The organism is Microlunatus sp. M237, assembly GCF_056896895.1.
Window position 1 is genome coordinate 458,131 of record NZ_JBXHBL010000001.1, and the last position, 19,581, is coordinate 477,711.

At 69.0% G+C, this 19,581-nt stretch carries 15 protein-coding genes; 6 read left to right on the plus strand and 9 right to left on the minus strand.

Annotation, left to right across the window (positions count from 1 at the left end):
• The first annotated feature begins 125 nt into the window (after nt 1-125).
• Both AC1XX3_RS02140 and AC1XX3_RS02145 read left to right on the plus strand, forming a co-directional pair.
• Entirely contained in the window at nt 126-1,391 is a 1,266-nt protein-coding gene (locus tag AC1XX3_RS02140; protein WP_483319424.1) for an MFS transporter, read from the plus strand.
• 32 nt (nt 1,392-1,423) lie between these two features.
• Nucleotides 1,424-2,413 (plus strand): aldo/keto reductase, encoded by a 990-nt coding sequence (locus tag AC1XX3_RS02145; RefSeq protein ID WP_483319425.1) that lies wholly within the window; start codon nt 1,424-1,426, stop codon nt 2,411-2,413.
• A 245-nt stretch (nt 2,414-2,658) separates the two neighbouring features.
• Here the strand turns inward: AC1XX3_RS02145 and AC1XX3_RS02150 are convergent, their stop codons facing one another.
• Nucleotides 2,659-3,753, minus strand: coding sequence for an NAD(P)/FAD-dependent oxidoreductase (locus AC1XX3_RS02150; protein ID WP_483319426.1), 1,095 nt, complete (start codon nt 3,751-3,753; stop codon nt 2,659-2,661).
• Nucleotides 3,754-3,861: 108 nt separating this feature from the next.
• Between AC1XX3_RS02150 and AC1XX3_RS02155 the strand changes: the two genes are divergently transcribed.
• Nucleotides 3,862-4,767: a helix-turn-helix transcriptional regulator gene (locus AC1XX3_RS02155; RefSeq protein WP_483319427.1), complete on the plus strand. Its 906-nt coding sequence runs from the start codon at nt 3,862-3,864 to the stop codon at nt 4,765-4,767.
• Between the two features lie 9 nt (nt 4,768-4,776).
• Here AC1XX3_RS02155 and AC1XX3_RS02160 read toward each other — a convergent pair whose 3' ends face one another.
• Complete coding sequence (locus tag AC1XX3_RS02160) at nt 4,777-5,943, minus strand: acyl-CoA dehydrogenase family protein (RefSeq protein ID WP_483319428.1); 1,167 nt, start codon at nt 5,941-5,943, stop codon at nt 4,777-4,779.
• Between the two features lie 82 nt (nt 5,944-6,025).
• Here AC1XX3_RS02160 and AC1XX3_RS02165 point away from each other — a divergent pair, with 82 nt between their 5' ends.
• On the plus strand, nt 6,026-8,563 hold the full coding sequence (locus AC1XX3_RS02165; protein WP_483319429.1) for a glycoside hydrolase family 2 protein: 2,538 nt from the start codon (nt 6,026-6,028) through the stop codon (nt 8,561-8,563).
• Nucleotides 8,564-8,655: 92 nt separating this feature from the next.
• On the opposite strand, the gene AC1XX3_RS02170 is transcribed toward AC1XX3_RS02165, so the two are convergent.
• Nucleotides 8,656-9,762, minus strand: coding sequence for a Gfo/Idh/MocA family protein (locus tag AC1XX3_RS02170; protein ID WP_483319430.1), 1,107 nt, complete (start codon nt 9,760-9,762; stop codon nt 8,656-8,658).
• A 3-nt stretch (nt 9,763-9,765) separates the two neighbouring features.
• A complete protein-coding gene (locus tag AC1XX3_RS02175) occupies nt 9,766-10,518 on the minus strand; it encodes a sugar phosphate isomerase/epimerase family protein (RefSeq protein WP_483319431.1) in 753 nt (250 codons plus the stop codon).
• Nucleotides 10,519-10,734: 216 nt separating this feature from the next.
• On the opposite strand from AC1XX3_RS02175, the gene AC1XX3_RS02180 reads away from it, so the two are divergent.
• Nucleotides 10,735-11,748: a LacI family DNA-binding transcriptional regulator gene (locus AC1XX3_RS02180; RefSeq protein WP_483319432.1), complete on the plus strand. Its 1,014-nt coding sequence runs from the start codon at nt 10,735-10,737 to the stop codon at nt 11,746-11,748.
• An 8-nt stretch (nt 11,749-11,756) separates the two neighbouring features.
• Here the strand turns inward: AC1XX3_RS02180 and AC1XX3_RS02185 are convergent, their stop codons facing one another.
• From AC1XX3_RS02185 to AC1XX3_RS02195, 3 genes are read right to left on the minus strand one after another with little or no spacing between them, the layout of a single operon-like run.
• Nucleotides 11,757-12,515, minus strand: a complete 759-nt coding sequence (locus AC1XX3_RS02185; protein ID WP_483319433.1) for an EI24 domain-containing protein — start codon at nt 12,513-12,515, stop codon at nt 11,757-11,759.
• A gap of 39 nt (nt 12,516-12,554) precedes the next feature.
• Nucleotides 12,555-13,091, minus strand: a complete 537-nt coding sequence (gene purE / locus AC1XX3_RS02190; RefSeq protein ID WP_483319434.1) for a 5-(carboxyamino)imidazole ribonucleotide mutase — start codon at nt 13,089-13,091, stop codon at nt 12,555-12,557.
• Nucleotides 13,084-14,238, minus strand: coding sequence for a 5-(carboxyamino)imidazole ribonucleotide synthase (locus AC1XX3_RS02195; protein ID WP_483319435.1), 1,155 nt, complete (start codon nt 14,236-14,238; stop codon nt 13,084-13,086). The genes purE and AC1XX3_RS02195 overlap by 8 nt, the downstream gene beginning before the upstream one ends.
• A gap of 139 nt (nt 14,239-14,377) precedes the next feature.
• Between AC1XX3_RS02195 and AC1XX3_RS02200 the strand changes: the two genes are divergently transcribed.
• Entirely contained in the window at nt 14,378-16,837 is a 2,460-nt protein-coding gene (locus AC1XX3_RS02200) for a phosphoketolase family protein (protein ID WP_483319436.1), read from the plus strand.
• Nucleotides 16,838-16,856: 19 nt separating this feature from the next.
• Here the strand turns inward: AC1XX3_RS02200 and AC1XX3_RS02205 are convergent, their stop codons facing one another.
• The gene (locus AC1XX3_RS02205) at nt 16,857-18,305 is read right to left on the minus strand and encodes a sulfatase family protein (RefSeq protein ID WP_483319437.1); all 1,449 of its coding nucleotides are present in this window, start codon (nt 18,303-18,305) and stop codon (nt 16,857-16,859) included.
• Nucleotides 18,306-18,452: 147 nt separating this feature from the next.
• Nucleotides 18,453-19,508 carry a hypothetical protein gene (locus AC1XX3_RS02210; protein ID WP_483319438.1) on the minus strand — a complete coding sequence of 352 codons (1,056 nt, stop codon included), beginning with the start codon at nt 19,506-19,508 and terminating at the stop codon, nt 18,453-18,455.
• Between the last annotated feature and the right edge of the window lie 73 nt (nt 19,509-19,581).

Genomic DNA, 19,581 nt, shown 5'->3' on the forward strand with positions numbered 1-19,581 from the left:
CACCGGCGCGACCACCGTGGTGCACGCCTTCCGCGGCAGCGAACGCCGTGATCAGTTGAGGGCTGACTGGGGACGGACCGGGGCCGGGCGCAGCCGGAAAGGTCCAACCACTAGCCTTAGTGGCGATGTCTGACCAAGCCGCCATGACCAGGCCCGGGTCCGCGCTCACCCTCACCTTCAGGACCCCGTTCTACCGGCGGGCGATGATCAGCCTCTTTCTCGGCGGTCTGGGGTCCTCGATCGCCCTGCCGCAGCTGTCCCTGTTCCTGGTGCAGGACCTGCATGCTTCGCTGCCCGTGGCCGGGCTGTTCTTCCTCACCAATCTCGGTGCGCCCGTCCTGGGTTTCGTGGTCGGTCACTGGTCGGACCGGATGACTGACCGGTTGACGCTGTTTCACGTCGGCGCGGTGGTGGGCCTGGTCGGCTGGGTGGCGATGGCCTTCGCCACCGAGGTGTGGATCGCGTTCGCGATCAACCTGACCGTGCTGGGGTTCGCCGGTGCGACGAGCTCGCTGGTCTTTGCAGCAGTGCGCGACCAGCTGGACCATGCGCCATCGGGCGCCGACAACCGGGTGATGTCCACGGTCCGGCTCGGGTTCAGCGCGGGGTTCCTGACCGGGCCACTCGTGGGCAGCGTGCTGGGCGGCGTTGTCGGACTGCGATGGACGCTGGCCGCGGCCGGGATCTGCACGCTGCTGCAGGCGTTGCCCCTGCTGGGTCAGACCGTCCTGCGCGCTGTGCCCGACCCGGTCACCACGTCGGCCGACGGGAATGGGCAGGACACGGCCGGTGCCCCGAGCCTGCGTCCCCTGGTGACGTTCCTCAGCCTCGGCGTGCTGGCGATGTGCGGCGACACCATCAAGTTCGCCTACCTGCCGATCTACATGGAGCTACAGCTCGGAACTCCCGACTGGTTGCGCGGTGCGGTCATCTCCGCCCAGTCGGTCGGAATGCTCGTGTTCATCCCGATCATGGGGGTGCTGGCTGACCGGTTCGGCGCACAGCGGTTGGTGGTCGGCAATGTGCTCCTGGGGGTGGTGGCCAACCTCGGCTTCATGGTGGGCGGCAGCGAGGCGATGCTGATCGCTGCGACGGCGCTCAACGCGGCGATGTGGGCGACCCTCGGCGGCATCGGCATCACCGTGGCCCAGGAGCTCTATCCGAGTGGCATCGGGATGGCCTCCTCGCTCTACTTCTCCGCTGTCCGCTTCTCCGGCGCGGTCGGCGGCATCGCCGGCAGCCTCACGGTGGGCTGGTTGGGCGTCCCCGGGGTGTTCCTGGTGCCAGCCGTGCTGTGCCTGATAGCCGCAGCCGGACTGCTGCTGCAGGCCGTGGTCGCGCACCGTGGTGCGGTCGCTGGGGCTCGCGACTCCATTCCAGCCAGCACCTAGCCGGAGTGCGTTTCAGGTCCTAGGTTCTGACCATGGAGAAGCGCGCGCTGGGACGTAGTGGACTTGAGGTTTCGGCCCTCGGACTGGGCTGCATGACGATGACCGGCGGCTACGGCAACACGCCGGACCGCGACGACATGATCACCCTGCTGCGTACGGCAGTGGAACACGGTGTCACGTTCTTCGACACCGCCGAGATCTACGGGCCGCACCTGAACGAGGAGCTCGTCGGTGCGGCGCTGGCACCCTTCGGCGGCCAGGTGGTAATCGCCACCAAGTTCGCCCAGGACATCGATCCGGTCGACCGCCGGCCACGGGGCCGGATGCTCACCCCCGGCGACCTCCCCTCGACTGTCGACGGTTCACTGCGCCGCCTCGGCGTGGAGGCGATCGACCTCTACTATTCGCACCGGGTCAACCCGGACGTGCCGATCGAGGAGATGGCCGGGGCGGTGAAGGAGCTCATCGAGGCTGGGAAGGTGAAGCACTTCGGCATGTCCGAGGCCGCCGCCGACACGATCCGTCGTGCCCACGCGGTCCAGCCGGTGACCGCCGTGCAGAGCGAGTACAGCCTCTGGTGGCGGCACCCCGAGCAGGAGGTGCTCGCGACGTGCGCCGAGCTCGGCATCGGTTTCGTCCCGTACAGTCCGCTCGGCAAGGGCTTCCTCACCGGAACAGTGACCAGCTCCACGTTCGCCGCCAACGATCTTCGCGCCCAGATCCCCCGGTTCGCCGATGAGGCGCTCGCGCACAACGTCAGCCTGGTCGAGGAGATCACCACCATCGCGAACATCCGGGGCGCCACTCCCGGCCAGATCGCGCTGGCCTGGCTGCTTGCTCAGCAGCCGTGGATCGTGCCCATCCCCGGCACCACCAAGCGTCACCGTCTCGCCGAGAACCTCGCTGCCGAAGACATCGACCTCACCGCCGACGAGCTCGCCCAGCTCGACTCCCTGTCGTCTCGGATCGACATCCGAGGGGGCCGCTACCCCGATCACCTCGAGGCACAGACCAACCTGTAAGACCCGGCAAGGAACTGACGTCGGCGGGTGTCCCAGCGGACCGACTAGCCCTTTGACCCTCCTGTTTTGACCCTATGCGCACATCGGGCGGCTTGAGCTCAACCGCCGTGCCTGACCTCCTCTGCTAGCAATAGCCTCAGTGGCCGGCCTGTCTCAACTGACCCGGTCGACGTGGATGCCGGCGGATCGCTGCTTGGAACTGGACCTGGGGCTCGCGGCATTCTCACGGCTCTTGGTTTGGCCGCCTACTTGGGAATGCCGAACTGCTCGGCGAAACGGCCGGTGAAGATGTCGGTTCCTTTGTACGCAGAGACAATCTCGGCGGGGGTAGGAGTTGGCCCGTCGGGGGATGGCAGCTGTCCGACTCCCTTTGCCGTGCCTAGTGGGAGCAGGACCATCTGGTATCCGAGTGGCTGGTAGGTGGCCTCGGGGGTGTTGCCGGCGATCTGCGCGCGGATGTTCGCGGCGACCGTGGTGGCGTGCTGGCCGGCATAGCCGGCCATCTTCGCTTCGGCCATGTTCGTGATGTCGCCGATGGCGTAGACGCGGTTGTAGCCGTCGACGTTGAGCTGACTGGTGACCGCGACCTCGCCCTCTTCGGTGCGCTGGGTCAGTCGTCCGTCGTCGAGGTAGTCGCCGTTGAGCGTCGCTCCGTAGGCGCGAAACCAGATGTCCGCGGTGATCTCCTCCCCGCCGGTCGTCGTGACTGTGGTGGGCTCGAGCTGTCCAGGCTGGGTGGTGGGCGGGTTGGTCAGGTGGGTGCCGAGGAGGACGGTGATGCCGAGCTCGTCGAGCTGGCGGTGCAGGTCGGCGCGGACCTCGGCCAGGAATCCCGGGAGCAGCTCGCGGCCGGGATCGAGAATGGTGATCTCTTTGTCGGGCCAGACTTCCTTGGTTTCGCCGGCGAGCTCGAGACCGACCGGGCCGGCACCGAGGATGAGCACCTGCTGTGCTCCGGCGAGGGCTTTGTGGGTGCGGCGGAAATCCTCGATGGCCTCGGCGGAGGAGTCGGCGGTGGGGTTGGCCGGGTAAGGGTACGTCGAGCCAGTGGCCAGGACGATGAAGTCCGCCTCGACCCGCTGCCCGCCGGCGAGCGTGACGCCGTCGGGGTCGACCGAGACTGCGCGGTCTCGGATGTGAGTGCCGCGGGTCAGCAGCTGGTCGAGGGGGAAGAACATGTTGACTGCCCAGTCGGGCTGGGTGACCGCGCGGAGCGAGCCGGCGACATTGACGAACGCGTCGCGGGGGTCGATGAGGACGACGTCGGCGTCGTTCTCGAGATCCTTGGCAAGAGCTGCGCCGCCGTAGCCGGCACCGATGATGGCAACTGTGGGTGACATGGGTGTTCCTTCGTGTTGGTGATGCTGGTGGGTGGACTGCCGACGCGCTTCCAGCCGGACGTACCTCCCGGGGGAGCCGGTGGCCGGATCTGTGTCATGCGGTCAACGGTGCGGGACCGCTGCGGCATCGAACAGGCCGAGCGCAGGCTAGCCCTCACAGGGCCACTCAACGGCCCCGTCGCCTGGGCCGACGGAGCGTACCCTCAAGCCATGAAGACACCACTGGGCGACTTCATCCGCGCCAAACGGGACACCACCCAGCCTGCCGATTTCGAGCTCCCCGAGCACGGCCGCAGAAGGGCCCCCGGTCTACGACGAACCGAGCTAGCGGCCCGCGCCCAGATCAGCGTCGAATACCTCACCCGCATCGAGCAAGGCCGCGACCGCAACCCGACCGGTCCGGTGATCAACGCCATCGCCGACGCGCTCAGCCTCGATGGGCGGGAACGCCGGCACCTGGCCTACCTCGCCAAGATCACCGGGGGCGCTTGCGCAACGCACGCCGAACCGGAACGTCCGACGCGTCAGGTGCGTACGTCGGTGCGCAAGACCCTCGACCTCCTCGAGCCCGGGATCGCGATGCTCACCAACCGGCTCGGCGATATCCTCGCCTACACCGACGGGTTCGAGCGCATCATGCGACCGACCGGGATGCTCGACACCGACGAGCCCAACCTCACCCGCTACGTCTTCACCGACCACAGCGCACGCGACGTCTTCCCTGACTGGGGCCAGGTCGCCGACGAGCAAGCCTTCAACCTATGGCTCGGCCCGTCCGCGAGCGCTTCCGAATGGTTCAAAGCACAGCTCGCGCCCGTAGCTGGAATCGAGTTCACCAGCCGGCTCGACCAACACCTCCCCCCGGACCGAGCCCCCCTCCGGATCCGCATCGGTGATGGACTCGAGTTTCGATTCGATCGGGAGACCCTGGAACTCCCCGATCCAGACGCGCAACAAGTCATCATCTTCTTGCCGGCCGACGAACCCACCTCACAAGCTGTCAGCGGACGGTGAGTTCAGTGATCACCCGGCCTGACCTGCAAGAAGCTGCCTAGCCATGACGATTCGTTGAATCTGGTTAGTGCCCTCATAGATCTGGGTGATCTTGGCGTCGCGCATCATCCGCTCCACCGGATAGTCCTTGGTGTAGCCGTAGCCACCCAGCAGCTGGACCGCATCCGTGGTGATCTCCATCGCCACGTCGGAGGCGAAGCACTTGGCCGCGGCACCGAAGTACGTCAGGTCCGGGTCGGTCCGCTCCGACTTCGCGGCGGCGGCGTACGTCAGCTGGCGGGCCGCCTCCAGCTTCATGCCCATGTCGGCGAGCATGAACTGCAATCCCTGGAACTCAGCCAACGCCTTGCCGAACTGCTGTCGCTGCTTGACGTAGTCCAGCGCAACGTCGAGGGCGCCCTGGGCGATTCCGACCGCCTGCGCGGCAATGGTCACCCGGGTGTGGTCGAGGGTCTTCATGGCGGTGCCGAAGCCGGTCCCGGGGGCGCCGATCATCCGCTCGGCCGGGATCCGTACTTGATCAAGGTAGACCTCACGGGTCGGCGACCCCTTGACACCGAGCTTCTTCTCCGGCGCACCGAAGGACACACCCTGGTCGTTCTTCTCCACCACGAAGGCCGAGATTCCCCTGCTGCGCAGCGATGGATCGGTGACGGCGAACACCGTGTAGTAGTCGGACACCCCCGCATTGGTGATCCAGCGCTTGACCCCGTTGAGCACCCAGCCGTCCCCGTCGGGTACGGCCCGGGTGGTCATCGAGACCGCGTCCGAGCCGGCCTCGGGCTCGGACAGGCAATAGGAGAACATCGCCTCACCCCGGGCCACCGACGGCAGATAGCGCTGTCGCAGCTCGTCGGACCCGCTGAGCAGCAGGGGCAGCGAGCCGAGCTTGTTGACCGCCGGGATGAGCGAGCTGGACGCGCAGGCGCGGGCCACCTCCTCGATCACGATCACTGTGGCCAGCGCGTCGGCGCCGACGCCGTCGTATGCCTCAGGGATGTGCGGGGCATGGAAGTCGGCGGCGCGAAGCGCCTCGTAGGACGCCTTCGGAAACTCGCTCAGCTCGTCGACCTCGGCGGCGTGCGGGGCCACCTTCGCATCGCACACCTCGCGGACCGCGGCCCGGAACGCCTCGTGGTCCTCGGTCGGACGATAGATGTCGGTGAAGTCGGTCACACCCGCAGCGTACTCTCGGACCTACTGGTGAGTAACAACTTCCACCTTGTCGGGCGCTGAACCGGTCAAGTAGCGTGCCTACGTGACGACGACGCAGCCGATCCAGCCGCCCGCCGCAGTGCGGCGTACGCCTTTGACCTCCGCGGCGGGGGTCGACTGGACGGTGCGTGCCACCGGCGGGCCGGCGCCGGACTGGGCCAGGTCCGCCGACCTGCCCGCGATCGTTCCCGGCGAGATCCACACCGACCTGCTGGCCGCCGAGCTGATCCCTGACCCGTTCGATGCCGATCACGAGGCAGCCCTTGGCTGGATCGGGCGGACGGACTGGGTCTATCGCGCAGCCTTTACGTTCCACCCCGGCGACGAGGCGCGTCACGACCTGGTCGCCGACGGTCTCGACACGGTCGCGACGATCACCCTGAACGGCACCGAGGTGGCCCGGACGGCGAACCAGCATCGGCACTACCGGTTCGATGTCGGCGCCCTGCTGGTCCCGGGCCGCAACGAGCTGCAGATCGTCTTCGAGGGACCCGTCCCCGCTGCCCAGCGACTGTCCGCCGAGCTGGGCGAGCGGCCCCGGGCGTACGACCATCCCTTCAACGCGATCCGCAAGATGGCCAGCGGCTACGGCTGGGACTGGGGCCCTGACCTGGCCGGCGTCGGCATCTGGAAGTCGATCGGTCTCGAGTCCTGGAGCGTCGTCCGGCTGGCCGCCGTCCGCCCGCTGGCCACCCTCGACGGCGACGACGGCGTGCTCACCACCGACCTCGACTTCGAATGGTCCGGGAGCGACGCCGGCGGGGCGGTCCCGGTCCGGGTCCGGGTCGGGGAGGTCGACAGCTCCACCGTCGTCACGCCGGGTACGGCGAGCACCACCCTGACCACCCGGATCCGCCAGGTGGCACCGTGGTGGCCGACCGGCTACGGCGAGCCGGCGCTGCACCCGGTCCAGGTCATCCTCGGCGACCCGGAGCTCCCGGCCGACAGCTGGGCCGGCCGGGTCGGGTTCCGCACCGTCACGCTGACCACCGAGCCAGACCAGTACGGCACCAGCTTCGTCCTCGCGGTGAACGGCCAGCCGGTCTATGTGAAGGGCGCCAACTGGATCCCTGACGACGCGCTGGTGACCCGGCTCGGGCCCGACACGTACCGGCGCTCGATCGAGCACGCAGTCGCGGCCGGGATGAACCTGCTCCGGGTCTGGGGCGGGGGGATGTATGAGAGCGACGACTTCTACGACATCTGCGACGAGCTCGGGGTGCTGGTCTGGCAGGACTTCCTGTTCGCCTGCGCGGCCTACAGCGAGGACGAGCCGCTCTACAGCGAGGTGGAGGCGGAGGCCCGGCAGGCCATCACCCGGCTGTCGTCGCACGCCAGTCTGGCCCTGTGGAACGGCAACAACGAGAACATCTGGGGCTACGTCGACTGGGGCTGGCGGCAGCAGCTGGCAGGGCGCAGCTGGGGTGACGGCTACTACACCGAGCTGCTGCCCTCGCTGGTCGCCGAGCTGGACCCGCGGACGCCGTACTCCCCCGGCAGCCCGTACTCCTTCGCGAAATACCACCACCCCAACGACCCGGACCACGGCACCATGCACATCTGGGACGTCTGGAACCGGGTCGACTACGCGCACTACCGCGACTACCCAGCCCGGTTCGCCTCCGAGTTCGGCTTCCAGGGCCCACCCGCCTGGTCGACCCTGATCTCGGTGGTGCACGACGTGCCGCTGGACCCGTTCGGCCAGCAGATGCTGGTGCACCAGAAGGCGGCGGACGGCAACGGCAAGCTGCAGCGGGGACTCGGCGACCACCTGCCGATGTGGCCGACTGAGCCGAGAGTCGACATGGCCGACTGGCACTGGACCACCTCCCTGAACCAGGCGCGCGCCGTGTCGTACGCCGTCGAGCACCTGCGCAGCCACTACCCCCGCAACCGTGGCGCCGTGGTCTGGCAGCTGAATGACAACTGGCCGGTGATCTCGTGGGCGGCGGTCGACGCCGCCGACATCCGCAAGCCGCTGTGGCACGCCCTTTCGGCGGTCTACGCCGACCGGCTGCTCACCGTGCAGCCGCGAACAGACGATGCGGGACGCTCGGTCCCCACCCTGATCGCCCACAACGACGCAGCGACGCCGTGGGACGGCGAAGTCATCATCAGCCGACGCAGCACCCTGGCCGGCAGCGACCGGCTCGCCACACAGCGGGTTCGCCTGCACGTCGGCCCGCGGAGCGCGGTCAGCATCGCCCTCGACACCGACGTGCTCACCCCGGGCGAGCCGACGCGGGAGTGCCTGCAGATCACCACCGACCAGGCCGCCGTGGCCTACTGGTATTTCGTCCCGGACACCGCACTCGAGCTCGCCGCACCGGGTGAGGTGCTCAGCACCACGGTGGACAGCCGGGGCGACGTCCAACGGGTGATCGTGACGGCATCAGGTCTGGTCAAGGACCTGACGCTGTTCCCCGACCGGCTGGATCCGGCCGCGCGCGTCGACAGCGCCTTGGTCACCTTGATGGCCGGGGAGTCGCATGTCTTCGAGATCACCGGAGCCGCGGTGGACGAGGTCGCGCTCACCAGCAAGCCAGTGTTGCGCAGCGTCAACGACCTCCTGCACCGCTGAGCTGACCAGGGCACGGCTGAGCCTGAATGCGAACGATCCCGGACGGTCTGCACCGCCCGGGATCGCCTGTGTGGCCCTCGTCGCTGTGAGCGCTAGACGGTCGCGGCCATCGGGTCCCAGCCGTCCGGCAGCACCTCGGCCTTGGTCACGGTGCTCTCCACGTCGACGAACTGACCGCGCTCGCCCGACTCCGCCATCGACACCATGATGTCGAGCACGTGGTACGCCAGCGCGCCCTGGGCGCGGTGCGGTCTGCCCTCGCGGATGGCCCGGGCCATGTCCAGCACCCCGGTCCCCCGCGACGACAGCTGGGTGGTGGTCGCCAAGGTCTCCCAGTCGTCGGCGCCCCGGACCCGGCGCTTGAGCTCGCCCTCGAACGCGTTCGGATCCGGCACCAGCAGGGTGCCCTCGGTGCCGGTGATCTCCAGCAGCGTGCGTGGCAGCGCCGAGTCGAAGCTGAAGATCGTGGTCAGTGACTGGCCGCTCTCGAACCGGGCCAGTGCACTCGTCTGGCTGGGGACGGTCACGTCGAACTCCTGCCCCGCCTTGGGACCTGAGCCGATGACCCGCTTCTCCCGGGCCTTGGATCCGATCGCCGCCACGCTCGCGGCCGGACCGAAGGCCTGCACCAGAGCGGTGAGGTAGTACGGGCCGATGTCGAACAGCGGCCCGGCACCCTCCTGGAACAGGAACGCCGGGTTGGGGTGCCAGGACTCCGGGCCGGGGCTCTGCATCAAGATCAACGCGGTCAGGGGGTCACCGATGACACCCTCGTTGAGGGCCCGGAAGGTTGCTTGCAGGCCGGCACCGAGGAAGGTGTCGGGCGCGCAGCCGACGCGGAGGCCGGACTGCTCCGCCGCGTCGAGCAGGGCGGAACCGCTGGCGCGATCCAGTGAGAGCGGCTTCTCGTTCCAGACGTGCTTGCCCGCTGCGATGGCCTGCCCGGCCACCTCGGCGTGGGCCGCGGGAATGGTCAGGTTCACCACGATCTCCACGTCGGGGTGCTGCAGCACGGTGTCGACGTCACCGCTGGCCGCGATGCCATGCTCCTCGGCCTTGGCCTTGGCCACGTCGGGGAACAGGTCACCGACAGCGTGCACCGTGACGTCGGGGAAGCTGTTCAGATTCTCCAGATAGGTGTTGCTGATCACGCCGGCGCCGATGATGCCGACGCCGACGGGCCCGGTCTTCGCTGCCATCGGTCAGGCCGCCTTTCCTGCGGTCAGGAAGGTGAAGCTCGCGCCCACGGCTTCCAGCAGGTCACCCTCGCTGTCGTCCAGCTCCACCACCGACAGGACCGACGCCGGCGCGGCCTCGATGAAGTCCCACACCGGCAGGGAGCCGGAGCCGACCGCCACCTGCTTCTTGTTGTCCAAGCTGCCGTCGCCGTCCTTGACGTGGATGGCGGCAACCCGGTCCCCCAGCCGACCGAGGAGCGCGATCACGTCGGCACCGCCCGCGTACGCCCAGTAGGTGTCGACCTCGAGCACGACCTCCGGGGCCAGGTTCTCAGCCAGGATGTCCAGTCCGTGCTTACCGTCGATCACGGACTCGAGCTCGAACTGGTGGTTGTGGTAGCCCACCACCAGCCCGTGCGCTGCCGCCTTCGCCGCGGCGGCGTTGAGCTGGTCCGCGATCTGCTTGATGTCATCGGCGCTCTGCCAGCGCTCCCGCGCGACGTGCGGGTCGATGACGGTCTTCATCCCCAGCTCGACCGCCTGGCCGAAGACGGCGTCCTGGTCATCGGCGCTGAGCAGGCCAGCGTGGGTGCTCGGAGCAGTGAGGCCGTGCTTGGCCAGTCCGGTCTTGAGCTCGTCGTAGAAGTTGGTGAACTGGAACGGTTCAACCTGGGTGTAGCCGTAGTCCGCGATCTGGGCCAACGTCGCGTCGTAGTCCTTCGCCAGTGCATCGCGCACCGAGTAGAGCTGCACCGACAGGTTGAGGGGGTTGGGCATGTTTCTTCTCCTTAGAAGACTCGGATGAGTAGAAGACCCATGCCTGCCCGGCATTGGGCCACGTCCACCACCCTGGCAGGGTGGCGCGGTGGGAACCAGCCGAATCCCACCATCCGTACCGGATCAGGCGAACCGGTTCAGTTCATACAGTACGGTCAGCGTAGGAGCTGCCCGCCGGCAACCCTGGGGGTGAGGATGTCCAGAGCAGGAGACCGCATGCCTCGCGTCACCATCAACGACATCGCGCGCCGCTCGGGTGTCTCCAAGGGCGCCGTGTCGTACGCCCTCAACGGCCGTCCGGGAGTGTCGGACGAGACCCGTGCCCGCATCCTGCAGGTCGCGGCCGAGCTGGGGTGGGCGCCGAACCGGACCGCACGGCTGTTGTCCGGCTCCCGGACCGACACCTTCGGCTTGATCCTGGCCCGCGACCCGCGCACGCTCGGCAGCGAACCGTTCTACATGGAGTTCGTGGCGGGCATCGAGTCGGTGCTCTCGGAGCGCTCGTACGCCCTGATGCTGCAGGTCACCGCCGACCTCCAGGCGGAGATGGACACCTACCGCAAATGGTCCTCCGAACGGCGGGTGGACGCCGTGGTGGTGGTCGACCTCCGCGTCGACGACCCCCGGATCGCGGTGCTGACCGAGCTCGACCTTCCTGCGGTCTTCGTCGGCGACCCGTCGCTCGCGGGCGACTTCGCCTGCGTGTGGACCGACGACGCGGCGGCGATGACCGAGGCGGTCGGGCGGCTGGCGGCGCTGGGTCATCGTCGCCTGGCGCGAGTCGCCGGGCTGTCGGATCTCGGGCACGTGGCCATCCGCGACGCGGCCTTCGCCGGCGCAGTCCATCGCCACGCGGTGTCTGGTCAGGTGGTGCACGCCGACTTCTCCAGCCAGGCCGGCCGGGAGGCGACCCGGCGACTGGTCAGCGGGGCGGCGGCACCGACAGCCATCCTGTTCGACAACGACCTGATGGCGGTGGCCAGCCTGTCAGCGTTGTCCGAGCTGGGGCTCAAGGTGCCGGAGCAGGTCAGTCTGCTGGCGTGGGACGACTCGCCACTGTGCCAGATCACCCATCCTCAGCTGTCCGCGATGAGCCATGATGTGATCAGCTTCGGCGCCCACGTGGCGCGTCGGCTGTTCGACGTGCTCGACGGGACCCCGCCCCGGGCGCATCTGGACTCGACCCCCCGGTTCAAGGAGCGGGGCAGCACCGGGCCACCGCCCGCCTGAGGCGCACCTCAGTCGCGCGTGGCCAGCAGGTCGCGGGCCAAGATGGTGCCGGCCGCTGTCGCCGCCGGGAAGACCACCACGGCCAGGAACGGCACCGAGAGCAGCAGGAAGCTCGGTACGGCCAGCCCCAGCACCCGGGCACGGTTGCGGCGCAGCCCGGTCCGGCGGTCGGCCAGCCGGGTGAGGCCACGTCGGTCGAAGGCCGAGCCGACCAGCTCCATCGCCAGCATCCAGCCGCCGAAGGCCACCGACACGACCGGGACGACCAGCTGGCCCAGCAGCGGCACGAAGCCCAGCCCGAAGAGCAGCACCGCCCCGGCCGCGGAGACCGCGATCAGGGCCACCGACTGGCGGATGCTGCGCACCGCCCCGGCTGACAGCGGCTCCGCCACCTCCGCCGGCGGGTCACCCAGCTCGTTCTCGATGGCCTCGGAGATCTTGTCGTACAACGGCGAGCCGATGGCGAGGGTCAGCGTGGTGAACGAGATGACCATCACCAGCACTCCCGCCGCCACCACGGCGAGCCCGACCAGCACCCGGACGACCACCGCCAGCTCGACGGACCAACCGTCGGCGAACGGCGTCAGGGCGACCGCGATGCCGTCGACGCGGTTGATCAGCAGCACCACCACGACCAGGAAGACCAGCGAGGTGACCAGTGGCGGCAGCGCGCCGAGCAGGAACAACCGCGGTCGGCGCAGGATCAGCCCCAGCCCACGGCCCAGCAGACCGACACCGGTGAAGAACTCCGAAACGCGACTAGCCACGCGAGGAGGGTAGCGGGCGGTGCGGCTCGGCGTCGCTGTTCATCGCGGGGATGGCTGACCGGCGCGCTGACGGACGGCGGCGCCCTTGGCCTCGGCGGCCTGGCGCAGCTCATCTTGGAACCGCACCATCTGCGCGGTCAGGTCGGGGTCGCCGGCGGCCAGGATGCGGACCGCGAGCAGACCGGCGTTGCGGGCGTTGCCGACCGCCACCGTGGCCACCGGCACGCCCGCCGGCATCTGCACGATGGACAGCAACGAATCCATCCCGTCGAGATACTTCAGCGCCACCGGTACCCCGATCACCGGCAGCGGGGACAGGGCGGCGAGCATGCCCGGCAGGTGCGCCGCTCCCCCGGCGCCGGCGATCAGCACCTCCAGACCGCGGGTGTGCGCCTCGCGGCCATAGCTCACCATGGCGTCCACCATCCGGTGGGCCGAGACCACATCGGCCTCGTACGCGACGCCGAACTCCTCCAACGCGGTGGCGGCGGCCTCCATCGTCGGCCAGTCGGAGTCGGACCCCATCACGATGCCGACCCGGGGCGAGGCTGCGGCAGGCACGGTCGGCTCAGGCATCGGGGTTCCCCATCAGATAGTTGGCGGCGTGCCAGGCGCGCCGACGGACGTCGGTCAGGTCGTCGCCGAAGGTCGTCACGTGACCCACCTTGCGGCCAGGGCGGACCTGCTTGCCGTAGAGCTGGATCCGCAGCCGACGGTCCCGGGCGAAGCAGTGCAGCAGTGCCGACGGCAGGTCCTCGACGGTGCCGCCCAGCACGTTGACCATCACCGCCCACGGGCTGCGGGTGCTCGGGTCGCCCAGCGGGAGGTCGACCACGGCGCGGAGATGGTTGTCGAACTGCGAGGTGTGCGAGCCGTCGATGCTCCAGTGGCCGGTGTTGTGGGGGCGCATGGCGAGCTCGTTGACCACCACCGACCCGTCCGCGCGCTGCATCAGCTCCACCGCCAGCATTCCGACCACGCCGAGCTCGGAGGCGATCCGCAGCGCGAGCTGCTGTGCCTCGACCGCTTGGGTCTCGGTCAGCCCGGGTGCCGGCGTGATGGTCTCGACACAGACCCCGCCCCGCTGGACCGACTCCGAGACCGGGTACGCCACCGCCTGTCCGGACGGCGACCGGGTCACCAGGGCGCTCAGCTCGCGGGCGAAGTCGACGTACTCCTCGGCCAGCACCTGCACGCCCGGGGCCAGCGACCTGAACGGCTCGCCGGCGTCGGCGGCCGAGTCCAGCTTCCACACGCCCTTGCCGTCGTAGCCGCCGCGGGAGGTCTTGGCGATCACCGGCCACCCGTGCCGGTCCCCGAACGCGACCAGCGCCGCCTCATCGGCCACCACCTGGTTCGCCGGGCACGGAGCGCCGAGAGCGGTCAGCCGTTCGCGCATCACCACCTTGTCCTGGGCGTGGATCAGGGCGTCGGGGCCGGGCCGCACGGCGATGCCGGCCGCTTCGAGCTCGCCCAGCAGCCCGGTCGGCACGTGCTCGTGATCGAAGGTGATCACGTCGCAGCCGGCGGCGAACGTACGCACAGTCTGTGGATCGGTGTAGTCGCCGACGGTGACGTCGTTGACCACCGTGGCGGCGGAGACGTCGGGGCCCTCAGCCAGCAGTCGGGTCTGGATGCCGAGGCCGATGGAGGCCGCGTGCATCATCCGCGCCAGCTGACCACCACCGACGATGCCGACCACGAACGGGCGCGCTGCTGTCACGGGCCAGCAGCCTAGTGGATGGCGGATCGGTGTCCGGCACGTGCCGGACACGATCGGTTCACCGCGATGGGTTCCGGACGCACCGGGGGTGTGCTGTGCTGGCAGAGAGCAACCGCTCCCTGTCGACGAGAGGCACGAGATGACTCAGCTGGCCAGCATGGGTGGCGACACCGCCGCGGACAACGAGGGCTCGACCGAGGGCGAGAGCATCGCGCCCCAGGCCTACGAGCTGGGCGACGTCGACGGGCCGCTGGACCCCGAAGCACTGCGCCGACTGGACGCCTGGTGGCGGGCGGCGAACTATCTGTCGGTCGGACAGATCTATCTGATGGCCAATCCGCTGCTGCGGGAGCCATTGCAGGCCGAGCACATCAAGCCACGGCTGCTGGGCCACTTCGGCACGGTTCCCGGCTTGAACCTGGCGTACGTCCACGCCAACCGGATGATCGTCGAGCGTGACCTCTCCGCGGTGTTCGTGGCCGGGCCCGGCCACGGTGGCCCCGGTCCCAACGCCTGCGCCTGGCTGGAGGGCAGCTACTCCGAGCTCTACAGCGACATCCCGACCAATGCCAACGGGCTGACCCGCCTGTTCGCCCAGTTCTCCTTTCCCGGCGGCGTCCCGAGCCACTGCGCCCCGGAGACGCCCGGCTCCTTCCACGAGGGCGGTGAGCTCGGCTACTCGCTGCTGCACGCGTTCGGGGCCGTGTTGGACAACCCCGACCTGACGGTGTTCTGCGTGGTCGGCGACGGCGAGGCCGAGACCGGGCCGCTGGCCACCAGCTGGCACGCCAACAAGTTCGTCAACCCCGCCCGCGACGGTGCCGTGCTGCCGATCCTGGCGCTCAACGAATACAAGATCGCCAACCCCACACTGCTGGCCAGGATCTCAGAGGAGGAGCTGACGCTGCTGCTGCGTGGCTACGGCTACGAGCCGTTCGTGGTCGCCGGCAGCGATCCGGCCGCCGTACACCAGGCGATGGCCGAGGCGATGCAGAACTGCCTGGACCGGATCGCGGAGATCCAGCGGGCCGCCCGCGAAGACGCGGACTTCACCCATCCGGCCTGGCCGATGATCGTGCTGCGTACCCCCAAGGGCTGGACCTGCCCGCCGGTGGTGGACGGCCAAGCCGTCGAGGGCACCTTCCGCGCCCACCAGGTCCCGCTGCCCGCCGCGCGGACCGACGGTCAGCATCGGGCCGTGCTGGAGGCCTGGCTGCGGTCATATCGGCCGGACGAGCTGTTCGACGAGCACGGTGCACCGGTGCCGGAGCTGCTCGAGCTCAACCCGCAGGGGCCGCGGCGGATGAGCGCCAACCCGGTCGCCAACGGCGGCGAGCTGCTGAAGGACCTCACCCTGCCCGACTGGCGCACGTTCGGGGTCGACGTCACCAAGCCGGGTCTGACCAGCCACGAGGCGACCCGGGTGCTCGGCGGCTGGCTGAAGGAGGTGGTGCGGGCCAATCCCGACAACTTCCTCACCTTCGCCCCCGACGAGCTGGCCTCCAACCGGCTGCAGGACATTCTCGACGTCACCGGCCGGAACTGGCAGATCGAGATCGCCGAGCATGACGAGCGGCTGGACCGCGACGGCCGGGTGATCGAGGTGCTGTCGGAGCACATGTGCCAAGGGCTGCTCGAGGGATATCTGCTGACCGGGCGACACGGCTTGTTCACCTGTTACGAGGCCTTCATCCACATCGTCGACTCGATGTTCAACCAGCACGCGAAGTGGCTGCAGGCCAGCGCCGAGGTCGACTGGCGGCGGCCGATCGCCAGCTTCAACTATCTGCTCTCCTCCCACGTGTGGCGGCAGGACCACAACGGCTTCAGCCACCAAGATCCCGGCTTCCTCGACGTCGTGATGAACAAGAACCCCGAGGTCGTCCGGGTCTACCTGCCGCCGGATGCGAACACGCTGCTCTCCACCTACGACCACTGCCTGCGCTCGCGGCACTACGTGAACGTGGTGGTCGCCGGCAAGCAGCCCCAGGCGGACTGGCTCTCGGTCGAGGAGGCCGCGCTGCACTGTGCCCGGGGTCTTGGCATCTGGGAGTGGGCGGGCAACCGGGACGAGACGGGTACCGATCCGGACGTCGTGCTGGCCTGCGCCGGTGAGATCCCGACCCTGGAGACACTCGCCGCCGCAGCGATCCTGCGGGAACGGCTGCCGGACCTGCGGGTGCGGGTGGTCAACGTGGTGGACCTGATGCGGCTGCTGGCCGAGACCGAGCACCCGCACGGGCTGCCCGACCGCGAGTTCGACACCATCTTCACCGAGACCCAGCCGATCATCTTCGCCTTCCACGGCTATCCGTGGCTGGTGCACCGGCTGACCTACCGACGCCACAACCACTCCTCGATGCACGTCCGCGGCTTCAAGGAGAAGGGCACCACCACCACCCCGTTCGACATGGTGATGCTGAACGATCTGGACCGGTACCACCTGGTGATCGACACCATCGACCGGGTGCCAGGGCTCGGCTCACGGGCGGCGGGGCTGCGCCAGGAGATGGTCGACACCCGGCTGCGGGCCCGGATCTGGACCCGCGAGCACGGGGTCGACCTGCCGGAGGTGCAGAACTGGAAGTGGCCCGCCTGACCGGTCCGCCGATCCCGCGTCAGTCCGCCAGCACGTACGGCTGGTCGCGGTACTGGGCCTGGAGCCGCGTCAGCTCGGCCTCGAGCTCGCGCCGGATCTCGGCGTACGCGGGGTCGTCGGCGACGTTGTTCAGCTCCTGCGGGTCAGCGACGAGGTCATACAGCTCCCACTCCGGCGGGTAGCGGTGTTCCGACGACCCGTCGGTGCCCAGGCCGTCGGCGTAGAAGTAGACCAGCTTGTGGGTCTTCGTCCGTACGCCGTAGTGCGCCCAGGCGTGGTGATCGGGGTCGTCGTGCTCCCAGTAGCGGTAGTACATCGACTGGGGCCAGTCGTCGGGGGTGTCCCCGCGCAAGACGCGGCGGAAGCTGCGTCCCTGACTGGTGGGCAGCGCGGTGGCGGCGTCGATCCCGCACAGGTCGAGGAAGGTGGCGGCGAAGTCCACATTGGTGATGATCTCGTCCAGCCGGGAGCCGGCCGCGATCTCGCCCGGCCAGCGGATCAGGAACGGCATCTGCAGCGACGGGTCATAGATGAAGCGCTTGTCATACCAGCCGTGGTCGCCGAGGAAGAAGCCCTGGTCGGAGGTGTAGACCACGATCGTGTTGTCGGCCAGGCCGTGCTCGTCGAGGTAGTCCAGCACCCGACCCACGTTGTCGTCGACGGACTGGATGCACTGCAGATAGTCGCGCATGTAGCGCTGGTAGGCCCAGCGGGTCCGCGCCTCGCGATTCTCCTCGCCGCGCAGCTCCTCGGGCACGCTGACCTTGAGGTCCCCGGGCTGCAGGTCGTCGGCGACCGTCATCTTCGCCGCGCGCGCCGCGTCACCGCGGGTCGCGTAGTCGTCGAAGAGGGTGTCGGGCTCCGGGATGGTGCCGAGCGGGTAGAGATCACCGTGTTTGGGGTCCGGCACCCACGGTCGATGCGGCGCCTTGTGATGGATCATCAGGCAGAACGGCCGGTCGGCCTCCTGCCGCTCCAGCCAGCTCAACCCCAGATCGGTCACGATGTCGGTGGCGTAACCCGTCAGCTGTTCCTCCCCCGCCGCCGAGATCATCACCGGGTCGACGTAGTCACCCTGGCCCGGGAAGATCCTCCAGTCGTCGAACCCCCGCGGGTGACTCTTCGGTGTGTGCCCGAGGTGCCACTTGCCGAACAGCGCCGTCGCATAACCGTGCTCGGAGAGCACCTGGGCGTACGTCGGCACCCGATAGTCGAACTCCGAGTAGATCGACGGCACCTGGTTGATATGGCTGTAGGTGCCGGTGAGGATCGAGGCCCGCGACGGCGAACAGATCGCGTTGGTGCAGTAGGTCGCGTCCAACCGCGCTCCGTCGGCGGCGAGCCGATCCAGCTGCGGGGTGGAGTTGACCCGGCTGCCGTACGCGGAGATGGCATGCGCGGCGTGGTCGTCGGACATGATGAAGATCAAGTTCGGGCGGGGGCGAGGCAGCGCCTCGGTCTGGTTCATCGTGGAGATCCCTTCGTCTGTTCATGATCATCGGTGGCGCGGACCAGATACCTCGTGCCGGCTCGTGAGAGCAACTATCTCGGTACGTCCGACCGACTCGACAGGGAGGCCCCTTGGGCCACGCCGGTCACCTGGGGTTGATCTTGATCAACGAGGCCGGCGCTCCGGTTCCGGTCGTTCGATGCCACCGGACGACGTCCGCGTCGGCTCCAACAGAGCGTGGTCTGCTGTCGACAGATCCGCGAGGTCGACCGAGAGTCCGATCACCTTGACCGCCGTCCGCGGGTCGCAGGGTGCGGGCGGGGCGTCGCAGGCCAGCAGATAGCTGCGCAGCCGCTGCAGTCCGGGGTCGTCGAAGAACGACCACTCCCGCTGGACCTCCCCCACCACCAGGTCGTTGGCGTCTTGGCGGGCGAGCCATGCGGTGGCGCCGCGGCGCACAGCCTCGTCGAAGCGCTGCGCCTGAGCGTCGCTCATCGTCGGCACCAGCACCGACCTGATCGGCGCCGCGGTCTTGTCCGCGTCGGCGGGCAGATAAGCCGAATGGGTCCGCCGGCGTTCGAGCTCGGCCCACCGGTCGCTGTCGGTCAGCCGGACCAGGCGCGGGATCTGAGGGTCGGCGGGCCCGGGCAGGCCGTCGGCGCCCGACCGCGGCACCACCGACAGCGGCACCCACTCGATCGTGGCGGAGAGCAGCTCGAACGGCGGCCGGCCGCGGGAGGCGAGCCAGGCGTTGACCGCGGCGTCCAGCTGCGGCAGCACCGAGCCGGCCGTAGGCCCGGTCAGGTCGACGCCGAGGGAGACGCTCAGCCGGGAGCGCGCCTCCGCTCGCTGAGCGATTCCCAGGACCGCGACGGGAAGCTCGTCCATCGCTGCCTCGATCGCACGCAGCTCTGTCATCAGCCATCGGGCCTGGTCGATGGCCGCGGCGACGCCGTCCACGTCCAGTCGTCCCACGGTGAAACCGGCTTCGGGATCATCGACCAGGCGAAAGGTCGCCGCCGTGACCCGCACCGGCACCGGCCCACCGACGTCACTGCGCGCCGTGACAACGCTCAGCTGGCCGGCGAAGTGCTCGTCGACGAACTGTTGGGCCCGGCCGGTGGGGTCACCCGCACAACCGGCGGCGGCGCCCGCCGCGACCAGACCCAACACCAGCGCCAACGCGGTCAAGAGCCGTCGCGGAGCAGTCCGTGTCGCCATGTCGTCTCCCGTCAGTCCGGTCCTCGTCCCTGCTGAGGATAGGCACGCAGCGGGCCGAGTGAGCGAGGACGGC